Source organism: Gordonia sp. GN26, assembly GCF_054823965.1.
Map to the genome: position 1 here is coordinate 20,610 of NZ_JSYC01000011.1, position 20,426 is coordinate 41,035.

Annotated in this window: 20 protein-coding genes and 1 tRNA gene; 15 read left to right on the top strand and 6 right to left on the bottom strand. The window is 67.1% G+C overall.

Annotated features, from left to right (window positions below; translation table 11 throughout):
• Positions 1 to 10: 10 nt before the first annotated feature.
• Positions 11 to 1,435 (bottom strand): aldehyde dehydrogenase family protein, encoded by a 1,425-nt coding sequence (locus OK17_RS03905; RefSeq protein ID WP_154882982.1) that lies wholly within the window; start codon positions 1,433 to 1,435, stop codon positions 11 to 13.
• A 185-nt stretch (positions 1,436 to 1,620) separates the two neighbouring features.
• Here OK17_RS03905 and OK17_RS03910 point away from each other — a divergent pair, with 185 nt between their 5' ends.
• Positions 1,621 to 1,941, top strand: a complete 321-nt coding sequence (locus OK17_RS03910) for a putative quinol monooxygenase (protein WP_461416725.1) — start codon at positions 1,621 to 1,623, stop codon at positions 1,939 to 1,941.
• A gap of 5 nt (positions 1,942 to 1,946) precedes the next feature.
• Here the strand turns inward: OK17_RS03910 and OK17_RS03915 are convergent, their stop codons facing one another.
• Positions 1,947 to 2,192: a hypothetical protein gene (locus tag OK17_RS03915; RefSeq protein ID WP_461416726.1), complete on the bottom strand. Its 246-nt coding sequence runs from the start codon at positions 2,190 to 2,192 to the stop codon at positions 1,947 to 1,949.
• 130 nt (positions 2,193 to 2,322) lie between these two features.
• On the opposite strand from OK17_RS03915, the gene OK17_RS03920 reads away from it, so the two are divergent.
• Together OK17_RS03920 and OK17_RS03925 are read left to right on the top strand one after the other, a co-directional pair.
• On the top strand, positions 2,323 to 3,162 hold the full coding sequence (locus tag OK17_RS03920) for an SDR family NAD(P)-dependent oxidoreductase (RefSeq protein ID WP_461416727.1): 840 nt from the start codon (positions 2,323 to 2,325) through the stop codon (positions 3,160 to 3,162).
• 76 nt (positions 3,163 to 3,238) lie between these two features.
• On the top strand, positions 3,239 to 4,108 hold the full coding sequence (locus OK17_RS03925; RefSeq protein ID WP_461416728.1) for an SGNH/GDSL hydrolase family protein: 870 nt from the start codon (positions 3,239 to 3,241) through the stop codon (positions 4,106 to 4,108).
• A gap of 14 nt (positions 4,109 to 4,122) precedes the next feature.
• Here OK17_RS03925 and OK17_RS03930 read toward each other — a convergent pair.
• Positions 4,123 to 4,196 (bottom strand) — tRNA-Leu (locus OK17_RS03930).
• Between the two features lie 93 nt (positions 4,197 to 4,289).
• Between OK17_RS03930 and OK17_RS03935 the strand changes: the two genes are divergently transcribed.
• The 5 genes from OK17_RS03935 to OK17_RS03955 all read left to right on the top strand — a co-directional run bounded on the left by OK17_RS03935 (position 4,290) and on the right by OK17_RS03955 (position 10,243).
• On the top strand, positions 4,290 to 5,525 hold the full coding sequence (locus tag OK17_RS03935; RefSeq protein WP_461416729.1) for an oxygenase MpaB family protein: 1,236 nt from the start codon (positions 4,290 to 4,292) through the stop codon (positions 5,523 to 5,525).
• Between the two features lie 54 nt (positions 5,526 to 5,579).
• A complete protein-coding gene (locus tag OK17_RS03940) occupies positions 5,580 to 7,895 on the top strand; it encodes an MMPL family transporter (protein WP_461416730.1) in 2,316 nt (771 codons plus the stop codon).
• The gene (locus tag OK17_RS03945) at positions 7,852 to 8,553 is read left to right on the top strand and encodes a TetR/AcrR family transcriptional regulator (protein WP_232719191.1); all 702 of its coding nucleotides are present in this window, start codon (positions 7,852 to 7,854) and stop codon (positions 8,551 to 8,553) included. The genes OK17_RS03940 and OK17_RS03945 overlap by 44 nt, the downstream gene beginning before the upstream one ends.
• 126 nt (positions 8,554 to 8,679) lie before the next feature.
• Complete coding sequence (locus OK17_RS03950; RefSeq protein WP_006867494.1) at positions 8,680 to 9,546, top strand: Bax inhibitor-1/YccA family protein; 867 nt, start codon at positions 8,680 to 8,682, stop codon at positions 9,544 to 9,546.
• 136 nt (positions 9,547 to 9,682) lie between these two features.
• Positions 9,683 to 10,243 (top strand): DUF6790 family protein, encoded by a 561-nt coding sequence (locus OK17_RS03955; protein WP_232719190.1) that lies wholly within the window; start codon positions 9,683 to 9,685, stop codon positions 10,241 to 10,243.
• On the opposite strand, the gene OK17_RS03960 is transcribed toward OK17_RS03955, so the two are convergent.
• Positions 10,236 to 11,459 (bottom strand): acetyl-CoA C-acetyltransferase, encoded by a 1,224-nt coding sequence (locus tag OK17_RS03960; protein ID WP_006867496.1) that lies wholly within the window; start codon positions 11,457 to 11,459, stop codon positions 10,236 to 10,238. The genes OK17_RS03955 and OK17_RS03960 overlap by 8 nt on opposite strands.
• Positions 11,460 to 11,510: 51 nt before the next feature.
• Positions 11,511 to 12,458 carry an SGNH/GDSL hydrolase family protein gene (locus tag OK17_RS03965; protein WP_227026365.1) on the bottom strand — a complete coding sequence of 316 codons (948 nt, stop codon included), beginning with the start codon at positions 12,456 to 12,458 and terminating at the stop codon, positions 11,511 to 11,513.
• A gap of 98 nt (positions 12,459 to 12,556) precedes the next feature.
• Here OK17_RS03965 and OK17_RS03970 point away from each other — a divergent pair, with 98 nt between their 5' ends.
• The 4 genes from OK17_RS03970 to OK17_RS03985 all read left to right on the top strand — a co-directional run bounded on the left by OK17_RS03970 (position 12,557) and on the right by OK17_RS03985 (position 17,181).
• On the top strand, positions 12,557 to 13,951 hold the full coding sequence (locus OK17_RS03970; protein ID WP_154882955.1) for a cystathionine beta-synthase: 1,395 nt from the start codon (positions 12,557 to 12,559) through the stop codon (positions 13,949 to 13,951).
• Positions 13,952 to 13,963: 12 nt separating this feature from the next.
• Positions 13,964 to 15,136, top strand: a complete 1,173-nt coding sequence (locus tag OK17_RS03975) for a cystathionine gamma-synthase (RefSeq protein WP_006867499.1) — start codon at positions 13,964 to 13,966, stop codon at positions 15,134 to 15,136.
• Between the two features lie 5 nt (positions 15,137 to 15,141).
• The gene (gene ilvA, locus OK17_RS03980) at positions 15,142 to 16,344 is read left to right on the top strand and encodes a threonine ammonia-lyase (RefSeq protein ID WP_461416731.1); all 1,203 of its coding nucleotides are present in this window, start codon (positions 15,142 to 15,144) and stop codon (positions 16,342 to 16,344) included.
• Positions 16,345 to 16,422: 78 nt separating this feature from the next.
• Positions 16,423 to 17,181: a hypothetical protein gene (locus OK17_RS03985; RefSeq protein WP_461416732.1), complete on the top strand. Its 759-nt coding sequence runs from the start codon at positions 16,423 to 16,425 to the stop codon at positions 17,179 to 17,181.
• 12 nt (positions 17,182 to 17,193) lie between these two features.
• Here the strand turns inward: OK17_RS03985 and OK17_RS03990 are convergent, their stop codons facing one another.
• The gene (locus OK17_RS03990) at positions 17,194 to 17,712 is read right to left on the bottom strand and encodes an SRPBCC family protein (RefSeq protein ID WP_461416733.1); all 519 of its coding nucleotides are present in this window, start codon (positions 17,710 to 17,712) and stop codon (positions 17,194 to 17,196) included.
• Positions 17,713 to 17,895: 183 nt separating this feature from the next.
• On the opposite strand from OK17_RS03990, the gene OK17_RS03995 reads away from it, so the two are divergent.
• From OK17_RS03995 to OK17_RS04005, 3 genes are all read left to right on the top strand, one after another.
• Positions 17,896 to 18,822, top strand: coding sequence for a hypothetical protein (locus OK17_RS03995; RefSeq protein ID WP_461416734.1), 927 nt, complete (start codon positions 17,896 to 17,898; stop codon positions 18,820 to 18,822).
• A 195-nt stretch (positions 18,823 to 19,017) separates the two neighbouring features.
• Positions 19,018 to 19,452 (top strand): Ltp family lipoprotein, encoded by a 435-nt coding sequence (locus OK17_RS04000; protein ID WP_232719183.1) that lies wholly within the window; start codon positions 19,018 to 19,020, stop codon positions 19,450 to 19,452.
• 178 nt (positions 19,453 to 19,630) lie between these two features.
• Positions 19,631 to 20,383: a DUF4352 domain-containing protein gene (locus OK17_RS04005; protein WP_232719182.1), complete on the top strand. Its 753-nt coding sequence runs from the start codon at positions 19,631 to 19,633 to the stop codon at positions 20,381 to 20,383.
• Positions 20,384 to 20,426 lie beyond the last annotated feature (43 nt).

Sequence of the window (20,426 nt, forward strand, 5' to 3'; positions counted from 1 at the left end):
GGGTGTGGCGTCAGACGCCGTAGCCGAGCAGCGACTTGACCTCGAGGAACTCGTCGAAGGCGTAGTCGCCCCATTCGCGGCCGTTGCCGCTCTTCTTGTAGCCACCGAACGGTGCAACCGGGTCGACCGTGGCGCCGTTGAGACCGATCGAACCCGCGCGGATGCGCGAACCGATGCGGCGGACCTCGTCGATGTCCTTGCCGGAGACGTAACCGGCCAGGCCGTACTCGGTGTCGTTGCCGATCTTGATCGCCTCGTCGATCGAGTCGTAGGCGATCACGACGAGGACCGGGCCGAAGACCTCGGTACGGGCGATCTCCATGTCGTTGGTGACGTTGGTGAACACCGTCGGCTTCACGTAGTAGCCCGTCTCGAGGCCCTCCGGGCGTCCGGCGCCGCCGATGACCGGGGTGGCGCCGTCGGCGATCGCCCGCTCGATGAGGCCCTGGATCTTCTCGAACTGTGCCTCGGAGACCACCGGGCCGAGCTGCACGTCGGTCGTCGGATCGCCGACGGTGATGTTCGGCTCGACCGACTTCGCGATCTCGGCGACCTCGTCGAGGCGGGAGGACGGCACGAGCATGCGGCTCGGGGCGTTGCACGACTGGCCGGAGTTCATCATCATCGCCGCGATGCCGCCGGCGACGTTCTTCGCGAAATCCTCGTCGTCGAGGATGATGTTCGGGCTCTTGCCGCCGAGTTCCTGGGCGACGCGCTTGACCGACGGTGCCGCGGTCTTGGCGACCTCGATGCCTGCGCGGGTGGAGCCGGTGAACGAGATCATGTCGATGTCGGGGTGGGCGGCCAGCGCTGCGCCGACGCCCGGTCCGTCACCGTTGACGAGGTTGAACACGCCGGCGGGAACTCCTGCGGCGTCGAAGATCTCGGCCACGATGGCGGCAGAGAACGGGGCCACCTCGGAGGGCTTGAGCACCATGGTGCAGCCGGTGGCCAGCGCCGGGGCGACCTTGCACATGACCTGGTTGAGCGGCCAGTTCCACGGCGTGATGAAGCCGCAGACGCCGATCGGCTCCTTGACGATGCGGTGTCCGCCGCGGTCCTCGCTGAAGGAGAAGCCGGGCAGCTGGGCGGCGGCGGTCATCAGGTGGCCGAGGCCGATCGGGACCTGCGCGGCGTTGGTGAGGCCGACGGGGGAGCCCATCTCCTCGGTGACCGCGGCGGCGAGGTCGCCCATGCGGTTCTGGTACTCGGCGATGACCCGGTTGATGACCTCGAGGCGCTCCTCGACGGTGGTCTGACCCCAGGTCTCGAAGGCGCGGCGGGCGGCTTCCACCGCGGCGTCGACATCGGCGGCGCTTCCGATCGCGACCTGCCCGGCGGCCTTCTCCGTGGCCGGGTTGATCACGTCGATGACGTTGAGCTCGGCGGGTTCCACCCACTGGCCGTCGATGTAGAACTTGGTGATGTCCGGCATATCGCCTCCGTTGTCGCACTGATGTGAGGACATTTGTTGTCGATTTCACACTCTATGCCGTGAGGCGTCGGAGGTCTCGTGAATCCGGCAGCCGGAGTGGGCCGTCGAGCGAGACGTTTTGGGACAGCCGTCCCAGTCGCATTTTGCGACAGTTCGTCAGGAGGTTCGGGGACTAAGGTCGAGGCATGATTCTCATCGTCGTGAAATGGCCCATCAAGCCCGAGTATGCGGACGAATGGCCGGAGCTGTCGCGAGAGTTCACCGAGGCGACGCGCGCCGAGCCGGGCAACAAGTGGTTCGACTGGTCGCGTTCGCTCGACGACCCGCACACCTACGTGCTGGTCGAGGCATTCGACGACGACGCGGCCGAGGCGCATGTGACCTCACCGCATTTCAAGCAGGCGCAGCAGGAGTTGCCCAAGTACCTGCAGCGGACCCCGGACGTCATCAACACCACGATCGAGGGCGACACCTGGTTCGAGCTGGGCGAGTTCCGGGTCGAGTAGGGGGCTCAGCCCCCGTGCACGCTGCTGAGGATCGCGATGATCACGCCCGCGATCGTCAGCACGCCGACCACCCACGCCATCGTGATCGCGAGGCGACGGCGACGGAACCGTGCCGCGTTGATCGCGACGCCGAGGCACACGAGGATCGCGATCGAGTAGATCGAAATGCCGAGGGTGAGCAGCGCGGCCGAGGAATCGGCGGCTACAGAGTCGGCGGCTGGGGAGTCGGCGGCCAGAACCCGGGTGGACATGCCCACGAGTACATCACCACGGCTGCATCACCCTGGCGCTGACCCGAGCCAACCGCGGGCGAACTCCCGGCCGGGCAGGGCAACCAAGCGCTTGCTAGGGTTCCCGCATCGGCTCGGTCGAGGAGGATGCGTGGACGTCGACGGCAAGGATCTGACGGGCAAGGTCTTCGTGGTGACCGGTGCGGGCAACGGTATCGGCCGTTGCGTCGCACTGGAACTGATCTCCCGCGGTGCGACGGTGGTCGGCGCGGACATCAACGAGGTCGGTCTCGCGGAGACCGGGCGGCTGGTGGGGGACTCCCGGTTCCATGCGCACAAGCTGGACATCGGCGATCGCGAAGCGGTGCAACGGTTTCCGGACGCTGTGCTCGCTGACGTCGAGCACGTCGACGGGCTGTTCAACATCGCCGGCATCCCGCAGGACACCCAACCGATCGCCGAGGTCGACGACGACCGCATCGACCTGCTCATGCGCGTCAACTACTACGGCACCGTCTGGCTCACCCGGGCCTTCCTGCCGCATCTCGAACAGCGTCGCGACGGCGGGCTGATTCTCATCACGTCCAGCTTGTCCGGGCTCGCGCCGTTCCCCGGCGCCGCGTTCTACGGAGCCAGCAAGGCGGCGGTCGCGTTCTTCGGTTACGGACTCGCCCAGGACCAGCGCGGAAAGAAGTCGAAGGTCACCGTCACGACGGTCCTCCCCGGGACCATCTGGACCGACCTCGTCCGCAACACCTCCAAGGCTCTCGGCACCCCCGAAGCCCTCGCCAGGAACTTTGCGATGGCCCCGGAGAAGGCTGCACGCCTGATCATCGACGCCGCTCTCGCCGGACGGGTCCGTGCGGTGGTCGGCAAGGACGCCCACGTGTTCAACGGGGCACGCAGGCTGAGTTCGCGGCTGAGCGAGCGGATGGCATACGCACAGGTGGGCCGATTCGTGTATCGGCCGGCGCGTCGTCGGAACGAATGACACCGAGCCGGGAGCCGGACCTACTGGTTGAATTCGATCCATGCTCTCTCCCGGATCATCCTCTGCGCGCACCGTCATGACCCGTGTCGTCACTGCTGTGATCGCCCTGTCCGTCGTCGTAGGGCTCGGTGCCGCTCCGGCGCTCGCCGCGCCGGCGGCCGAAGAACGTGGGTCGCTCAGCTACGTCGCGCTGGGTGATTCGCGGGCGGCCAGCCCGACGACGCTCACCCAGTTCCAGGGATGCTCACGGTCGGATACCGCCTACCCGAACCTCCTGGCGAAGACCGTCGGCGCGACGTCGTTCCGCACGGTTGCCTGTGTCGGTGCGCGCGGAGAGAACATCACCTCGGCGCCGCAGCTGCGCTTCGACGGATTCCATCCGCCGCAGATCCAGGCGGTGCGTCCGGACACCGACCTGATCACGATCTCGATCGGCGCCAACGATGCCAACTGGGGCAACCTCTCGCGCTGGTGTATCGCGCCGATCCAGGGCATGGACTCGCACTGCCGGACCAACCCCTTCTACGTGAACGGGGTCAACGACGGGCTGCGTGCGCTCGAGGGCTCGGTCGATTCGTCGCTGAGGGCGGTCCGCGCGCGGGCGCCCAGGGCCGTCATCGCCGTGGTCGGCCAGGGCGGGTACTTCGGGAACCGCGGCTGCTATCCCGCCAATCCGGCGAGCGACGCCGACATCTCGTTCATCCGGAACAGCTTCCTCGGTCGGTACAACACGATCCTGAAGAAGGTGTCCGAACGGCACCGCGCCGTCTTCGTCGACATCCAGAACCAGGTCGTCGGGCATGACGCCTGCTCGCGGGACAAGTGGTTCGAAGGCTTCGTGCCGACCAGCATCTACCTCGGATTCCACCAGAACCTCAAGGGGAATCAGGCCATGGCCCGCCTGATCGCCGAGGCGTTGCCGCAGGACCTCCGTACCTCGCGCTGAGCCCGGAATCCCGGTGCCCCCAGTCGGACTCGAACCGACACTGTGCCGATTTTAAGTCGGCTGCCTCTGCCAATTGGGCTATGGGGGCTTCGGAGTGAGCATAGTCAGGCTCCGTGACCTGCCTGTTCGTCGACCCGTCTCTTCCTTGACCCGCCCACCTGAGCGGGTGATCATCGGAGACATGGACGCGGCAGCGGTGACCGGCGCACGGAACTGGGAGGCTGTCCGAACGCGGCATCCCGAACTCGTCGACCGTCTGGAGGTCGGCCTGTCACAGGGCGATCCGCTTGCCGATGCGGTGGTCGTCGAGGCCCGCGAACGGGGCATGTCGTTCTCGACACTCGTCGATCTCCTCGAGTCCCATGCGGATTCGGAGACGGCGGATGATCCCGACCGGATCGAGATGCCGGCGTCGATGCGTCTTCTGTTGCAGGTGACGAGCACCCCGCCGACCTGGTTCGACGCGGCGTTCGCGGCATCGGGGGCACGCGCGTGGTGGCGATTCGGCACGCTGCAGTCCTCGACGCTCTATCAATCGCTGATCTACGGGTACAAGGCGCAGGGGTTCGTCCGACCCCTGGTCGCGACCGGGCGCCTCGGGTTGGGGACCCGCGACCGGGTGCAGTCGACCGCGCGCTGGGTCGCGGAGGCGACCACGCCCGGCGCGATGCTGCCGGGTAACCCCGGTTGGATTGCGACGCTGCGGATCCGACTTCTCCATGCCTACATCCGCGATGCCCTCACCCATCCCCGTGATGCAGACGGGGAGGACCAGGGTTGGGACGAGGCCGCGTGGGGCGTGCCGATCAACCAGACGTACTCGGTCATGACCATCTCGTGCGGGTTCCTCGCCCTGCCGCTGTTGGTCGCGCGCGACCTGGGCATCCACTACAGCAGCGCCGAGCGGGAGGCGATCACCCATCTGTGGCGATGGATCGGCTGGGTGATCGGCGTCGACGACGACCTGCTCCCGGCCAACCACGGTGAGGCGGCCGATCTCTTCCGGGTCGCCGCGGAGTTCGAACTCGAGCCCGACGACTCGTCGAAGGTGCTCATCAGGGCTTTGCTCCACGAGGGCTACGACCTGCCCGGCGTCGTCCACGGTGCTGCGCCGATCCCGGTGCCGTCGGTCCTGGTGTCCGCGCTCGATGCGGTCACCGGTCCCATCCTCCGATCGTCCTTCGCCGCGATCTCGACGCGGTGGGTGGAACGACCGGTCGCGCGGCGCATGGGGTTACGTCGTTCGCCGTTGCATCACCTCGTCGACGTCGCGCGCCCGGCGATCCGGTTGCGGGAGATCATCCGCACGACCGGGCTGCTCGGCTCGGAGTCCGCCGTCATCGAACGCGAACTCCGCACCGTGCGTCGCGGGCTCGGGATGGAAGTTCACGCAGGGAAAACATCGTTGACCCGCTAACTTACTGCTGATAACTTAACGCCGTAAAGTCGACCGAGGCGAGGGGGACGCACGGTGGTTCGATTGACACGGCTGATCATCGCGATGCCGAAGAGGGTGCTACTCGGCGCCTTCGTCCTGATCGTGGTGTGCGGCGCCTACGGGGCGACCGCTGCCGAACATCTCCTGGCAGGTGGCTACAGCGCTCCCAACGCCGAATCCGCAAGAGCCGACAAGGTGCTCGACGAGACGTTCAACCGGGGCGGCATCCAGGTCGTCCTCAAGCTCGACGGCCCCGACGGCGTGGACATCTCGCGCGATCCGACCGCGAAAGCCGTGTCCGACAACATCATCCGTGAACTCGATGCCAATCAGCACGTGCAGGACCAGATCCTGTCGGTCTGGTCCGACCCGACCCTCGACTCCGCGCTGGTCAGCCGCGACCGGACGTCGACGCTGATCATCGTCGCCCTCGAAGGTGGCGAGGACCTCGCGCCGGCCCGGGCGGCAGAGATCGACGAGGAATTCACCGGCGAACGCGACGGGATCTCGATCCGGGTCGGCGGCCAGGCGCTCGTCTACTCCCAGGTCAACGAGCAGACCGCGTCCGACCTGTTGACGGCCGAGGCGATCGCCATCCCCATCACCTTCATCGTGCTGATCTTCGTCTTCGGCGGACTGATCGCGGCGGCCCTGCCCGTCGGCATCGGCATCATCTCGATCATCCTGACCTTCGCGCTGCTGCGGGCGATCGGATCGGTCACCGACGTCTCGGTGTTCGCTCTCAACCTGACCACCGCGCTGGGTCTCGCCCTGGCGATCGACTACACGTTGCTGCTGCTCACGCGGTACCGGGAAGAGGTCGATCGGGGACTCGAACGTCCCGACGCCATCGTCCGAACTCTCGCGACCGCCGGTCGGACCGTGGCGTTCTCCGCGGTGACCGTGGCGCTCTCGCTCAGTGCGCTGGTGCTCTTCTCGCAGTACTTCCTGCGTTCCTTCGCGTTTGCCGGCCTGGGTGTCGTGGCGGTGGCTGCGCTCTCCGCGCTCATCATCACCCCGGCCGTGCTGATGGTCCTCGGGGACCGGATCGACGCCCTCGACGCACGCAAACCCATGCGTCGACTGCTGCGTCTGCCGCCACCGCGGCCCCGCGAGCCGGAGGACACCCGGTGGTACCGCCTCGTCCAGTGGGTACTCCGCCATGCACTGCCGGTCGCCGCGGTGGTCACCATCTTCCTGCTGGTCCTCGGCGCACCGTTCCTGTCGCTCCGGATGGGCTTTCCCGACGACCGCGTGCTCCCGGGGTCCGCGAGTTCGCACGCCATCCAGCAGGAGATCCGCGACGGCTACGAAGACGATCTCTCCTCGGCGATCACCATCGTCGTGCAGGGGCCGGCGGGGCCGGAGTCGCTCGCCGCATACACGAGGGCGCTGTCTCAGGTCGACGACGTCAACTCGGCCGGCTCGTCAGCGGGAACCTTCGTCCGCGGCGAGGCGCTCGCGCCCGGCAGTCCCGACGACAGTCGCGGCGACGTGCACGTCGTCAACGTGTCCACCGATCGCGACCCGACGAGCGATGCGGGTATGCAGCAGCTCGACGCCTTGCGCGCGGTGCCCGCACCCGAGGGAACGGACACCCTGTTCACCGGTCTCGCCGCGACCACCGACGACACCGTCAGCTCGATCTTCGCCCACACGCCCTGGGTGCTGGCCATCATCGCCGTCGCCACGTTCGTCCTGCTGTTCCTCTTCACCGGCAGTGTCGTCCTCCCGCTGAAGGCCCTCGTCCTCAACATCCTGTCGCTGTCGGCGACCTTCGGTGCGATGGTCTGGTTCTTCCAGGAGGGCCACCTCGACGGCCTGGGCACGACGGCGACCGGAACGCTCAATGCGACCGTGCCCGTCTTGCTGTTCTGCGTGGCGTTCGGCCTGTCCATGGACTACGAGATGTTCCTCCTGGGACGCGTGCGGGAGGAATGGCTGAAGTCCGACCGCACCCGCGCGGCGAACGATCACGCGGTGGCGTTGGGCCTCGCACGCACCGGCCGGGTGATCACGGCGGCGGCCCTGCTGATGAGCATCGTGTTCGCCGCGATCGCAGCCTCACAGGTGTCGTTCATGCGTATGTTCGGGGTGGGGCTGGCGCTCGCGGTGGTGATGGACGCGACCCTGGTCAGGATGTTCCTGGTGCCGGCGTTCATGCGCCTCGTCGGACGCGCCAACTGGTGGGCGCCGCCGCCGCTGAGGAAACTCCATGACCGCTTCGGGTTGTCCGAGGAAGTGCCGGACGACGACCCACCCGGTCCCCACCGAACTCAAGAGAAGGATCGAGCGCAGGAGAGCAGTGACGACACACAGACGGGCGAGGTCACCTCGCGGGGCAGGTGAGATCCTCGCCGAGGAGATCATCGAGGCCGCGGGCGAGCTCCTGGTCGAGCACGGAGACGACACCGCCATGTCGATCCGGGCGGTCGCCACTCGCGTCGGGGTGACCCCGCCGTCGATCTACCTGCACTTCGCCGACAAGGACGCGCTGCTCGACGCCGTGTGCGCCCGGTACTTCGAGCGGCTCGACGTTCAGCTCGCCACCGCCACCGAGGGCATCACCGACCCGTTGGACCGTGCGCTGCAACTCGGGCTCGCCTACATCCGCTTCGCGGTCGCGACCCCGGTGCTCTACCGGGTCGCCTTCGGCAAGCCCGCCGACGCGGCACATCCCTCCAAGGTCGACCAGGTGTTGACCGCCAGCGCCTACGCGCGGTTCGTGGACACGGTGACCGAACTCGCCGACGAGGGTTTCTTCGACCGCGACGAGGTGAACGACGTCGTCCTCGAACTCTGGGCCGCCGCGCACGGCATCGCCTCGCTGATGCTCGCCAAGCCCGGCCTGGGCTGGGGGGACCAGTTCGAGCGGGCCGAGTCGATGCTGAAGGCGGTGTGCCTGGGACGTGCGGTGATGGCCGTGAACGCACGAACTCGGGACTCCGAAACCGCTCGCGACTGGCTGATGACGCTCCGTTCCGGGCAGGACGGGGAGCAGGCGTGAACGACAGAATGGTCAAGGGCCGGTAAAGTCGCATTCGACACGGTCGTCTTGTGATCCCGTCAGGGAACTCACAGGAATGACCCGACGTTGAGACGGTATACATCCGTACCGATTAAGGAGCGCTTCGTGCGAGAGAGCAGCAATCCGGTGATGCGCGGCGTGGTCCGCGACAATCAATCCGGATACGCGGGATTCGGGGCCGGCATGGCCGGCGCCGGCGTCTCGATGAACAAATACGGTCAGGCCACCGACCCGTACACCCCGCAGGCACCGTCGGCCACCCGGCAGCTCACGATCGACGATGTGGTCACCAAGACCGCCATCACCCTGGGCGTCCTGACGGTTGTCGCGATCGCGACCTACTTCGGCATCTCCAGCCGGGCCACCGAGGCCGCTCAGACGAGCCTCGCGCTGCCGCTGATGATGGTCGGTGCGATCGGCGGCCTCGTCCTCGTCCTGGTCGCGACCTTCGGTCGCAAGCAGGACAACCCGGCCATCGTGCTCGCCTACGCGGCATTCGAGGGTCTGTTCGTCGGTTCGATCTCGTTCGTCTTCGCGAACCTGGTCGTCGGCGGTGACATCTCGGCCGGAGCCCTGATCGGGCAGGCGGTCCTCGGTACGTTCGGCGTGTTCTTCGGCATGCTGTTCGTCTACAAGATCGGCGCCATCCGCGTCACGCCGCGCTTCACCCGCATGCTGTTCGCCGGCATGATCGGCGTGCTCGTGCTGATGCTCGGCAACCTGGTCATCGGCCTGTTCACCGGTGAGGCCGGCATCCTGCGCGACGGCGGCCCGATCGCGATCATCTTCTCGCTGGTCTGCATCGCGCTGGCGGCGTTCAGCTTCCTGCTCGACTTCGACTCGGCGGACCGCCTGATCCGCGCCGGTGCACCCGACCGCGCCGCCTGGGGCGTCGCGCTCGGTCTGACCGTCACCCTGGTCTGGCTGTACGTCGAGATCCTGCGCCTGCTGAGCTACTTCAACTCGGACTAGTTTCCGACGCGGTAGCTCCGCAACCGGCTCACACGAACCCCACACCCCTGTTGGTGTGGGGTTCGTTGTCGTCTGACCGGGGGAAATCAGGGTCAACTGCGCGAACGCGGATCGCGACTGTGCCGACCATCGAGAAATGGTGTGGTTTCTGTTTCAGCTGGCGCTGATGGTCGTCGGCGCGATCGTGCACATATTGGTGGACCGGTCGGCGCGCAGGCGCACCACCGGCCGCGTGGCAGAGCTCGTGATGCTCTGGATTCTCGTACCGGGCGGGATCTTCGGGATCCTGGCCGGCATCGGACATGTCGGCCCGAACGCGGCGGAGGTCGCCAAGGACATCGGACCCGACTTCCACCCCGGCATGTTCCAGTGGGAACTCGGGTGGAACGACATCGCAGTGGGACTGCTGTGCGTGCTGACCTTCCGGGTGCGTAACCGGGGCGGATGGCTCGACGCCGCGGTCTGGGCGCTGGCGATCAGCTACGGCGGCGACCTCGCCGGCCACATCTCGCAGTACTACATCCACGACAACCACGCGACCAACAACGCGTGGGCGATCCCGGCCGAGATCTACATCGTCGGCGTCGTGGTGATCGCGTGGGGGATCTACCGACGAACAACCCCTCGCAGCGTTGCGATCCTGGGACCGAACGCGGCGAGGGGCGTCGACGAAGGGGTCGAGGCTCGGGTCAGCTGAGGCGCTCGAGCACCATGGCCATACCCTGACCGCCGCCGACACACATCGACTCGATGCCGAAGGTCTTGTCGTGGGTGCGGAGGTTGTTGAGCAGGGTCGTGGTGATCCGCGCGCCGGTCATGCCGAACGGGTGGCCGAGAGCGATGGCGCCGCCCGACACGTTCAGCTTGTCGTGGTCGATGCCGAGCTCGTTGGCCGAGCCGAGCACCTGGACGGCGAAGGCCTCGTTGATCTCCACGAGGTCGATGTCGGACAGCGACATCCCGGAGACCTTGAGCACCTTGCGGATCGCCTCGATCGGGCCCAGGCCCATGATCTCCGGCGACAGGCCGGTGGCGGCGGTGGCGACGACCCGGGCGAGCGGGGTCAGACCCAACTCCTTGGCCTTGGTGTCGCTCATGATGACCAGCGCGGCCGCACCGTCGTTGAGCGGGCAGGCGTTGCCGGCGGTGATGGTGCCGTCGGGGCGGAAGACCGGCTTCAGCTGCGAGATCTTCTCGTAGGTCGTACCCGCGCGCGGGCCGTCGTCGGTGGTGACCTGCGTGCCGTCGGGCAGGGTGACCGGGTCGATCTCCCGCTCGAAGAAGCCGGACTTGATGGCTTCCTCCGCACGGTTCTGGCTGAGGACGCCCCAGCGGTCCTGGTCCTCACGCGAGATGCCGGTGAAGGAGGCGACGTTCTCGGCGGTCTGGCCCATCGCGATGTAGACGTCCGGGATGAGTCCGTCCTGGCGGGGGTCGTGCCAGATCCCGGCGTCGCCCGCGGCGGAGAGTTCGGTGCGCGCCATCGCGTCGTCGAACAGCGGGTTCTTGGAGTTCGGGGCGCCGTCGGCACCGCCGGAGATGCCGAAGCTCGACACGCTCTCGACGCCGCCGGAGATGATGACGTCGGCCTCACCGGCCTTGATGGCGTGCAGCGCCATGCGGGTGGTCTGTAGCGACGACGAGCAGTAGCGGTTCACGGTCACGCCGGGGATGTGGTCGTGGCCGAGTTCGACGGCGATCACGCGGGCGATGTTGTAGCCGCCCTGTCCGCCGGGCTGACCGATGCCCCAGTGGATGTCCTCGATGTCGGCCGGGTCGAGTTCGGGCACCTTCGCGAGGGCCGCTTCGACCATCTGACGGGACAGTTCGTCGGGACGGACGTCTTTGAGGGATCCCTTGGCGGCGCGGCCGATCGGGGAGCGGGCGGTGGATACTATAACTGCTTCAGCCATGCGCTCACGCTACCCCAACCAAGCAGATGCTTGGTCGCACTGGGTGGGTGATCACACCTGTTTGAGCAGGCGGCGGAGTCCAGTGGCCACTCGCGTCTCCTCCACCGCGGGAGATTCTTCCGGGGGCTCGGGCAGCGGGGCCGAACCCCATTCGCCGATGGCGTCGAGGACCGGCGGCAACAGGATGTCGGCGGCGAGCGCATATCCCGCCGCCGACGGGTGGTACTGATCCGGTGACAGCATGAAATCGTGCTGGGCCCGGAATTCCTTGGCCATGAGGTCGGCGAGTGGAACCGGGTGTCCACCTGCGGCACGCACCGCCGATCGCTGCGCCGCTGCGAGTCGAAGACCCCACTGCCGCAACACGGTTCGCAACGGTTGCGGGATGGCGGTGATCACCCCGAAGTCGGGACAGGTGCCGACGACGACCTTCGCGCCGCCGCCGATGAGCAGGCGTACCGCGTCGCCGAGCCGACGGGCCGACGCACGAATGCCGTTGCGGGAGGTCACATCGTTCGCGCCGATCAAGATGATCGCGACATCCGGTCGTTCGCGGGCGATGAACATCGCGTCGATCTGGGCGGCCAGGCCCTTCGACGTCGCACCGACGATCGCCTTGTTGGCGTAGCGGACCGTCTTGCCCGTCTCGGCCGCGACGCGACGCGCGACCTGCACGCCGGGCGTCTCGTCGGCCGTCTCGACGCCGAGCCCGGCCGCGGTGGAATCGCCGAACACCGTCAGGAACAGGTCGATGGGGGTGTCGCGGGTGTAGCGCGTGACCCGGCCGTCCGGGTGATAGACGCCGTCGCCGTCGGGCGCGTTGTCGGTGCGGTGGGGGATCACCGTGCGGGCGGTCGCGGCCTGGTCGTTGAGGAAATTCCACACCGCCCATCCCGCCCCGGCCCCGGCCGCGGTGGCTGCCGCCGTGGCCCCGACGTCGCGGGCGACCCGACCCCAGAATCGACCGTCGGTACCGACCCTGCGACTCAAACCGGACACGGCCGCCAGTCTAGAGGGGTCGGCCGGGTGTCGAAGGGACCCGCGGGTTGACGACGGCCGGGTGACAGGGGCGACGACGGTTCTGGGACCATGGAGGCATGCGCATCGCCAATCACGTTGTGGACCTGGTGGGCAACACCCCTCTGGTCAAGCTGAACTCCGTCACCGCGCCCGGATCCGGGCTGGTCGCGGCCAAGGTGGAATACCTCAATCCCGGCGGGAGCAGCAAGGACCGCATCGCGGTTCGGATGATCGACGCCGCGGAGGCCTCCGGCGAACTCAAGCCCGGCGGCACCATCATCGAACCGACGTCCGGCAACACCGGCGTCGGTCTCGCGCTCGTCGCGCAGCAGCGCGGTTACAAGTGCGTGTTCGTCTGCCCCGACAAGGTCGGCGAGGACAAGCGCAACGTGCTGCGCGCCTACGGGGCCGAGGTCGTCGTGTGCCCGACCGCCGTGCCGCCGGAGCACCCGGACAGCTACTACAGCGTGTCCGACCGCCTGGTGCGGGAGATCGAGGGTGGGTGGAAGCCCAACCAGTACGCCAACCCTGCCGGCCCGCAGAGCCACTACGAGACCACCGGCCCGGAGATCTGGGCCGACACCGACGGCAAGGTCACCCACTTCGTCGCCGGCGTCGGAACCGGCGGCACCATCACCGGCACCGGGCGTTACCTCAAGGAGGTCTCCAACGGTGCGGTGAAGGTCGTCGGCGTCGACCCCGAGGGTTCGGTCTACTCCGGCGGAACCGGACGCCCGTACCTCGTCGAGGGTGTCGGCGAGGACTTCTGGCCGGCCGCCTACGACCCGGACATCCCGGACGAGATCATCGCCGTCTCCGACGCCGACTCGTTCGACATGACGCGCCGCCTCGCCCGCGAGGAAGGTCTTCTCGTCGGCGGTTCCTGCGGTATGGCCGTGGTGGCCGCCCTCCAGGTCGCCGAGCGTGAGGGACCCGACGCCGTCGTCGTCGTGCTCCTCCCGGACGGTGGACGCGGTTACATGGCCAAGATCTTCAACGACGAGTGGATGAGCAGCTACGGCTTCCTCCGCACGCCGCTGGACGCCAACACCAAGGAGTCGCTGGTCGGCGACGTGCTGCGCGGCAAGACCGGCGCACTCCCCGACCTCGTCCACACCCACCCGCAGGAGACGCTGCGCGACGCCATCGAGATCCTCCGTGAATACGGGGTGTCCCAGATGCCGGTCGTCGGCGCCGAACCGCCGGTCATGGCCGGCGAGGTCGCGGGCGCGGTCACCGAACGCGATCTGCTCAGCGCGGTCTTCGAGGGTCGCGCCAGCCTGGCCGATCCCGTCTCGGCCCACATGGGAGATCCGTTCCCGCTCATCGGTTCCGGTGAGCCGGTCAGTGCCGCCACCAAGGCCCTCGGCGACAGCGATGCCCTGATGGTCGTCGAGGACGGCAAGCCCATCGGCGTCATCACGCGCCACGACCTGCTCGCGTTCGTCTCGAGCCACCCCATCGTCGGATAGGAGCACCACACTGTGAGTGAACGACGCAGCGCCGCGGATTCGGTTCGCTGGCAAGGTTTCTCGACCCGCGCCATCCATGCCGGATACGACCCGGATCCCCAGACCGGTGCGGTGAACGTGCCGATCTACGCCAGCTCGACCTTCGCCCAGGACGGCGTCGGCGGACTGCGCGACGGCTTCGAGTACGCGCGCACCGGCAACCCGACGCGACGCGCGCTGGAGGCCAATCTCGCCGCACTCGAGCACGGAACCTACGGTCGCGCCTTCGCCTCCGGCATGGCCGCCACCGACTGTCTGCTGCGTTCGACGCTGCGTCCGGGCGACCACCTGGTGATCCCCAACGACGCCTACGGCGGCACCTTCCGTCTCATCGACAAGGTGTTCACCCAGTGGGGCATCACCTACTCGGTGGCGCCGGTGTCCGACGTCGCTGCTGTGCGTGACGCCATCCGTCCGGAGACCAAGCTCGTCTGGACCGAGACGCCCACCAACCCGCTGCTCAACGTCGGCGACATCGAGACGATCGCCTCCATCGCGCACGAGGCCGGTGCGAAGCTCGTGGTGGACAACACCTTTGCCTCGCCCTACCTGCAGCAGCCGCTGACGCTCGGCGCCGACGTCGTGCTGCACTCGACCACCAAGTACCTCGGCGGCCACTCCGACGTCGTCGGCGGTGCGCTGGTCACCGACAGCGAAGAACTCGACGAGGCCTTCGCCTTCCTGCAGAACGGCGCGGGCGCGGTTCCCGGACCGTTCGACGGCTACCTGACGATGCGCGGCACCAAGACGCTCGCCGTCCGCATGGACCGCCACTGCGACAACGCCGAGAAGGTCGTCGAGTTCCTGAACTCGCACGACAAGATCGAGGCCGTCCTGTACCCGGGACTCGAGAACCACCCGGGTCACGAGGTCGCGGCGAAGCAGATGAAGCGCTTCGGCGGCATGGTGTCGGTCCTGGTCAAGGGTGGCATCGAAGAGGCCAAGGCCTTCTGCGCCCGCACCGAGGTCTTCACGCTCGCCGAATCGCTGGGCGGCATCGAGTCGCTGATCGAACACCCCGGCGCGATGACCCACGCGTCGACGGCCGGTTCGCTGCTGGAGGTCCCCGCCAACCTGGTCCGACTGTCGGTGGGTATCGAGGACATCGACGACATCCTGGGTGACCTGGAGAACGCGCTGCGCTGAGCGCCATGCTGCTGACCCCGGCCGACATCGATAAGGCGACCACCGAGCTGTCCGGCGTGGTCCGCCGGACGCCGATGGTCGCATCCCGCGTACTGTCCGAGCGGAGCGGGGCCGACGTCTGGCTCAAGTGCGAGAACCTGCAGCGGACCGGCTCGTTCAAGCCGCGCGGTGCGTATCTGCGGATCTCTCGGCTGACCGCCGAGGAGCGCGTCCGCGGCGTCGTCGCGGCGAGCGCGGGCAACCATGCGCAGGGTGTCGCCTGGTCGGCGACCGAGCTGGGCCTCACCGCACGCGTGTACATGCCGACCGGTGCGTCGTTGCCCAAGATCGCGGCGACGAAAGCCTATGGCGCCGAAGTGGTTCTGGCCGGCGAGACGGTGGACGACGCGCTCGTCGAGGCCCAGCGGTACGCGGATCAGACCGGGGCCGTGCTGATTCATCCGTTCGACCACCTCGACATCGTCGCCGGCCATGCGACGGTCGGGATCGAGATCCTCGAGCAGATGCCCGACGTGACGACGATCGTCGTACCACTCGGCGGCGGCGGTCTGCTCGCCGGAGTCGCCGCGGCAGTACAGGCGTCGAGGCCGGACGTCCGAGTGATCGGTGTGCAGGCGGCGCAGGCCGCGGCCTGGCCGACATCTCTGGCGGCGACACGTCCGGTTCCCGCGGCGTCGATGAACACCATGGCCGACGGCATTGCCGTGGCCCGGCCGGGTGACGTTCCGTTCGCCCACGTCACCGAGTACGTCGACGAGGTCGTCACGGTCAGCGAGGAAGAGCTGAGCACGGCGCTCCTGCTGATGCTCGAGCGGGCGAAGATGGTCGTCGAACCCGCCGGTGCCGCAGGCGTTGCCGCGGCGGTCGGCGGCACCCTCGACCTGTCGGGGAAGGTCTGCGTCGTGTTGTCCGGCGGCAACATCGACCCCTTGCTTCTGCGCCACGTCACCACCCACGGCCTCACCGCCGCGGGCAGGTTCCTGACGTTCACCGCCACCGTCTCCGACCGCCCGGGCGGACTCCTCGCACTGCTCGAACTGCTCCGCGATCTCGGCGCGAGCGTCATCGACATCGTGCACTCACGCGTCGCCGACGACCTGTACCTCGGCGAGGTACAGGTGACGGTCAGCGTCGAGACCCGCGGGCCCGACCACCAGCAGGACGTGCGCCGAGCACTGAGTGAGGCCGGATTCCTGCGGGCGGGTTGACCGTCGGGTTGTGGATGGAGCGGTCACCTGTGCAGTCATCTGGTCGTCGGGCGTCGGTACGCACATACCTTGCCGTGCATGGGAAGACGTTCACACTCAACCGAGTCGGCCTGGGGACCTGAGCATGCGGAGCGGATCCGGCAGGATCTGCACGAGAGCTGGCGATGGCTTCGGCGTACCTGCGAGACGCTGCTCGAAGAACTCGAGTCGCTCAACGGACCGGTCTGCGGGGAGCACCATGCGCGTCGGGCACGGTTGGCGAAGGCGAAGCCGCGCTTGGAGACGACACGGGATGCAGGGGAGTATGCCGTGCGGACACTGCCGCAGCTGCCTTTGACGTGGATCGAGAGGTCAGCGGTACCGGTGTTGACGCGAGCCGGCGAGTCCTACGATGCCGGTGACCTCTGGGACATTCTCGAATGTGTGGAGTGGAACGAAGCGGGCTGGGTGCTCTTCGAGACATCGGCCGGACGTCATCGTCTCGACGACACCATCACCGGACGGGTGCTCGATGTGTCCATCGACGGGCTTTACTGGCACCACGTCGACGTGATCTTCCAAGAGTTGCCCGACAAGAAGCTCGACGGGATGGTCATCCACATTCTGACCAGGGACCGGGGTCTCCGCCGCGACCACGCCTCGACCGGGCGTCGTCCGTCGGTGGTCGAGGCCGAGGTCGACGTCACGCTGCTGGCGCCGATAGGTATTGCGCCGAAGGTTGATTCGGTTCCCGTCCGCCTGGTGGCAGCACTGCACGACGAAGTCGGAGTCGACGAGTCGGTACCACTGCACCTGGAAATGCTGGACGAGCAAACCCGGACCGTCTTCGCCGCGTGAACCCCTGAGGGCCTAGGTCTCCGGTGGCAGGTGCGCGAAGTGCTTGAGCGTGTCCGCTTCGATCGACTTGTACACGGTCGACGACGCCGGGCCGGAGAACGCGGTGACGGCCTTCGATTTGGTGGGCAGTTCCAATGCGAAGGTCCACCGCAGGCGGCAGCCGACGTCGGCGGGGTCGATCTGGGTGGCCTCGCCGAATCGTCGGATACCCGGCACATTGGCGCTCTTGACCCGGAATGCGTTGTGGTACCGGCCCGCTTCGGGTTCTTCGGTCCAGTGGAAGAAATCCTCCTCGAGCGTCACGTATCCCGGGCCGAGCACTGCTTTGCGGGTCGCGCCGGCACCGTAGGGCGGGGGAGACGTGAACTCGATCTTCTTGATCGCGCGGCACCAGTCGAGGGTGTTCTGGCGGGTGAACTCCGCCCAGGCGCGCTGCGGGGTGACCGGCAGCCGAACGTCGATCACGTGGCGCACGGGCGCGTCGTCGAAGAAGTCGAGGTCGAAGGTCTCCAGCGAATAGGAACGTCCCATGTGGCCCATTCAAGCATCGACCAGTCGGTCACACAGGCGCTTCCGCGACGGGACCGGCGAACCTCAACTCGACTCACAGACTTCGATCGACGTCTGCCTGCCGAGTTGAGGTTCGCCGGTCAGCGCGGCTGGGCCGCGTCGAAAACAGGTGAACCAAATGTGGGTGCGCTGCGTCCAAGAGATATGACTCTTTTTCCGACTGACCGGCACGGACTCATCCGACGCGAAACCACACTCAGGCTCGGCATATCCGATGATGTCGTCGCACGGGCGGTCCGGCGAGGTGAACTCGTCCGGCTTGCTCCCGGCGTCTGCGTCGTGCCGGTACCCGAATCCGACACTGCCGACGACGAGCTGTACCGCTTGAAGTCGATCGCCGTCGCGACCTCTGCGCGCGACGGCGACACGTCGACACTCAGTCATGACTCGGCAGCCGCCGTGCTCGGACTGTCGCAGCTCCATCCGGAGCGCGACCTCGTTCATCTCACGAAGGCACGTGAGCGTGGTGGTTTCGTGCGCGGCCATCGCATCGTCCACGCCGGCCCGTTGTCTCCGGAGGACATCACCGACGTCGACGGCGTCGCGGTCACGACCCTCGAGCGAACTGCGGTCGACGTCGCGATGGCCGGCGACTTCGAACGAGCCCTGGTCGTCTTCGACCGTGCACTGGCACTCAAAGCCGACCTGGTAAGGATGCGGACGATCCTCGAATCACGCGGTCGATGGCGCGGTGTGGGTACCGCACGCCGGGCGCTTTCGCTTGCCGACGCCGCGTCGGAGAGCGTGGGTGAATCGTGGAGTCGGGCCCAGATGATCGCGGCCGGACTCCCGGTCCCCCGTCTGCAGCACACATTTCAGACGAGCGATGGTCCTGCGCGTGCCGACTTCGATTGGGAGGGGAAGCTTGTCGGCGAGTTCGACGGCCTGCAGAAATACGGACGGTTGTTGCGACCGGGGGAGACCGCCCGCGACGCGCTGATCCGGGAGAAGCGACGCGAGGATGCCCTTCGTGCGCAAGGGATCATGGTGGTCCGCTGGACGTGGGCGACGCCCGAGCGCGGGGAGCTGATCGGTCTGCTCGCGCCGTGGCTGGACACGCTCGCCGCCTGACCGGCGAACCCTGGTCCCGACGTGCAGACGTCGATCGACGTCTGCACGTCGTAACGAAGTCGACGTGATTGCCGGTCGAACCGGAATCATCTGATCGGGTGACACTGTGCGCCAACGTTTTTGTCAGACCCTCGTGACACCTTGCTCTCAGACGTAGCTCGGCTTCCCAGAGCTGCTCCTGAAGAAGGAAGAACGATGATCAACCCCCAGAAGAAGTGGCCGTGGGCGGCAGGCGTCCTGGCAGCGTTCGTGATGGCGATCGGTGCCGTGGCAGGCTTCGGCACCAGCGCGGCCCCGCAGGCGGCGCCTGGTGTGCCGACCCCCGTGATCAAGCTCGTGTCGGAGAAGTCGAGCGCGATCGCCATGGCGAGGGACTACCTCGAGTACACAAGTTTCTCGAAGTCGGGACTGGTCGACCAGCTTGAATTCGAGGGCTTTTCGTACTCGGACTCGTCCGCCGCCGTCGATCAGCTCGAGGCCGACGGCGAGGTGAATTGGTATGTACAGGCAGCAAAGTCGGCCCGTCAGTACCGTGAGTACTCCCCGTTCTCGCGGCAGAGCTTGATCGAGCAGCTGGAGTTCGAGGGTTTCACCCACGAACAGGCCGTGTACGGGGCCGACCACAGCTAGAGAGAAGTATCTGGTCTTGCGCCTCCGCCGTTACCGAAATGTCTCGGGAATGACTGTGATCGTCGCGATTCAGCGCTCGATTCGTCTCAGTAAACGACACGTCGGAAGCGTCAGACCTGTTGTGCAGAATGACATTTGAGCGGCCCGCTTCCCGGGACCGCAGTGAAGAAGGAACATGATGACCGACCCCCAGAATCCCCAGCCCGGCCAGCCCTACCCGGGACAGCCCCAGCCCGGACAGCCGTACGGGCAGCAGCCCCCGCCCGGACAGCCCTACGGGCAGCAGCCCCAGTACGCCCCCGGGCCGTACGGCGCTCCGCCGGCGTACCAGGCGCCGATCCAGCCGCCGAAGAAGAAAAAGAAGTGGCCGTGGATCGTGGGCATCCTGGTCGTGCTCATCGTGATCATCGCGGCAGTGTCCGGCGGTGGGGACGATTCGTCCGACAACACTGCATCGTCGGGCAGCTCGAACTCCGGCGATCAGGCCGGATCGGGTACCGACGACGGCGACGAGAAGACCGACGAGCAGGCCGCCGGGCTCAACACGCCGGTGCGCGACGGCAAGTTCGAGTTCGTCGTGAAGAACGTCGAGGCAGGGCTGTCGTCGGTCGGCGACAACCAGTTCCTCACCGAGGAAGCACAGGGCCAGTTCGTGATCGTCACCATGACGGTGAGCAACACCAGCAAGGAGCCGAAGAGCTTCTCGCCCAGCGACCAGAAGCTCTTCGACACCGAAGGCCGCAGCTTCGAGCCCGACACCTCGGCGCAGATCTCGCTGGGCGCGGGCGACATCCCCGTCTGGGACAACATCAACCCGGGTAACACCGTCGAGGTCAAGGTTGTCTACGACATGCCCACCGACGCCAAGCCGGCCAGCATCGAGCTTCACGACTCGATGTTCTCCGACGGCGTGAAGGTGAATCTGGGCTGATCGGGCAACCCGACTGAGAAACCCACCACAAATGGACAATCCC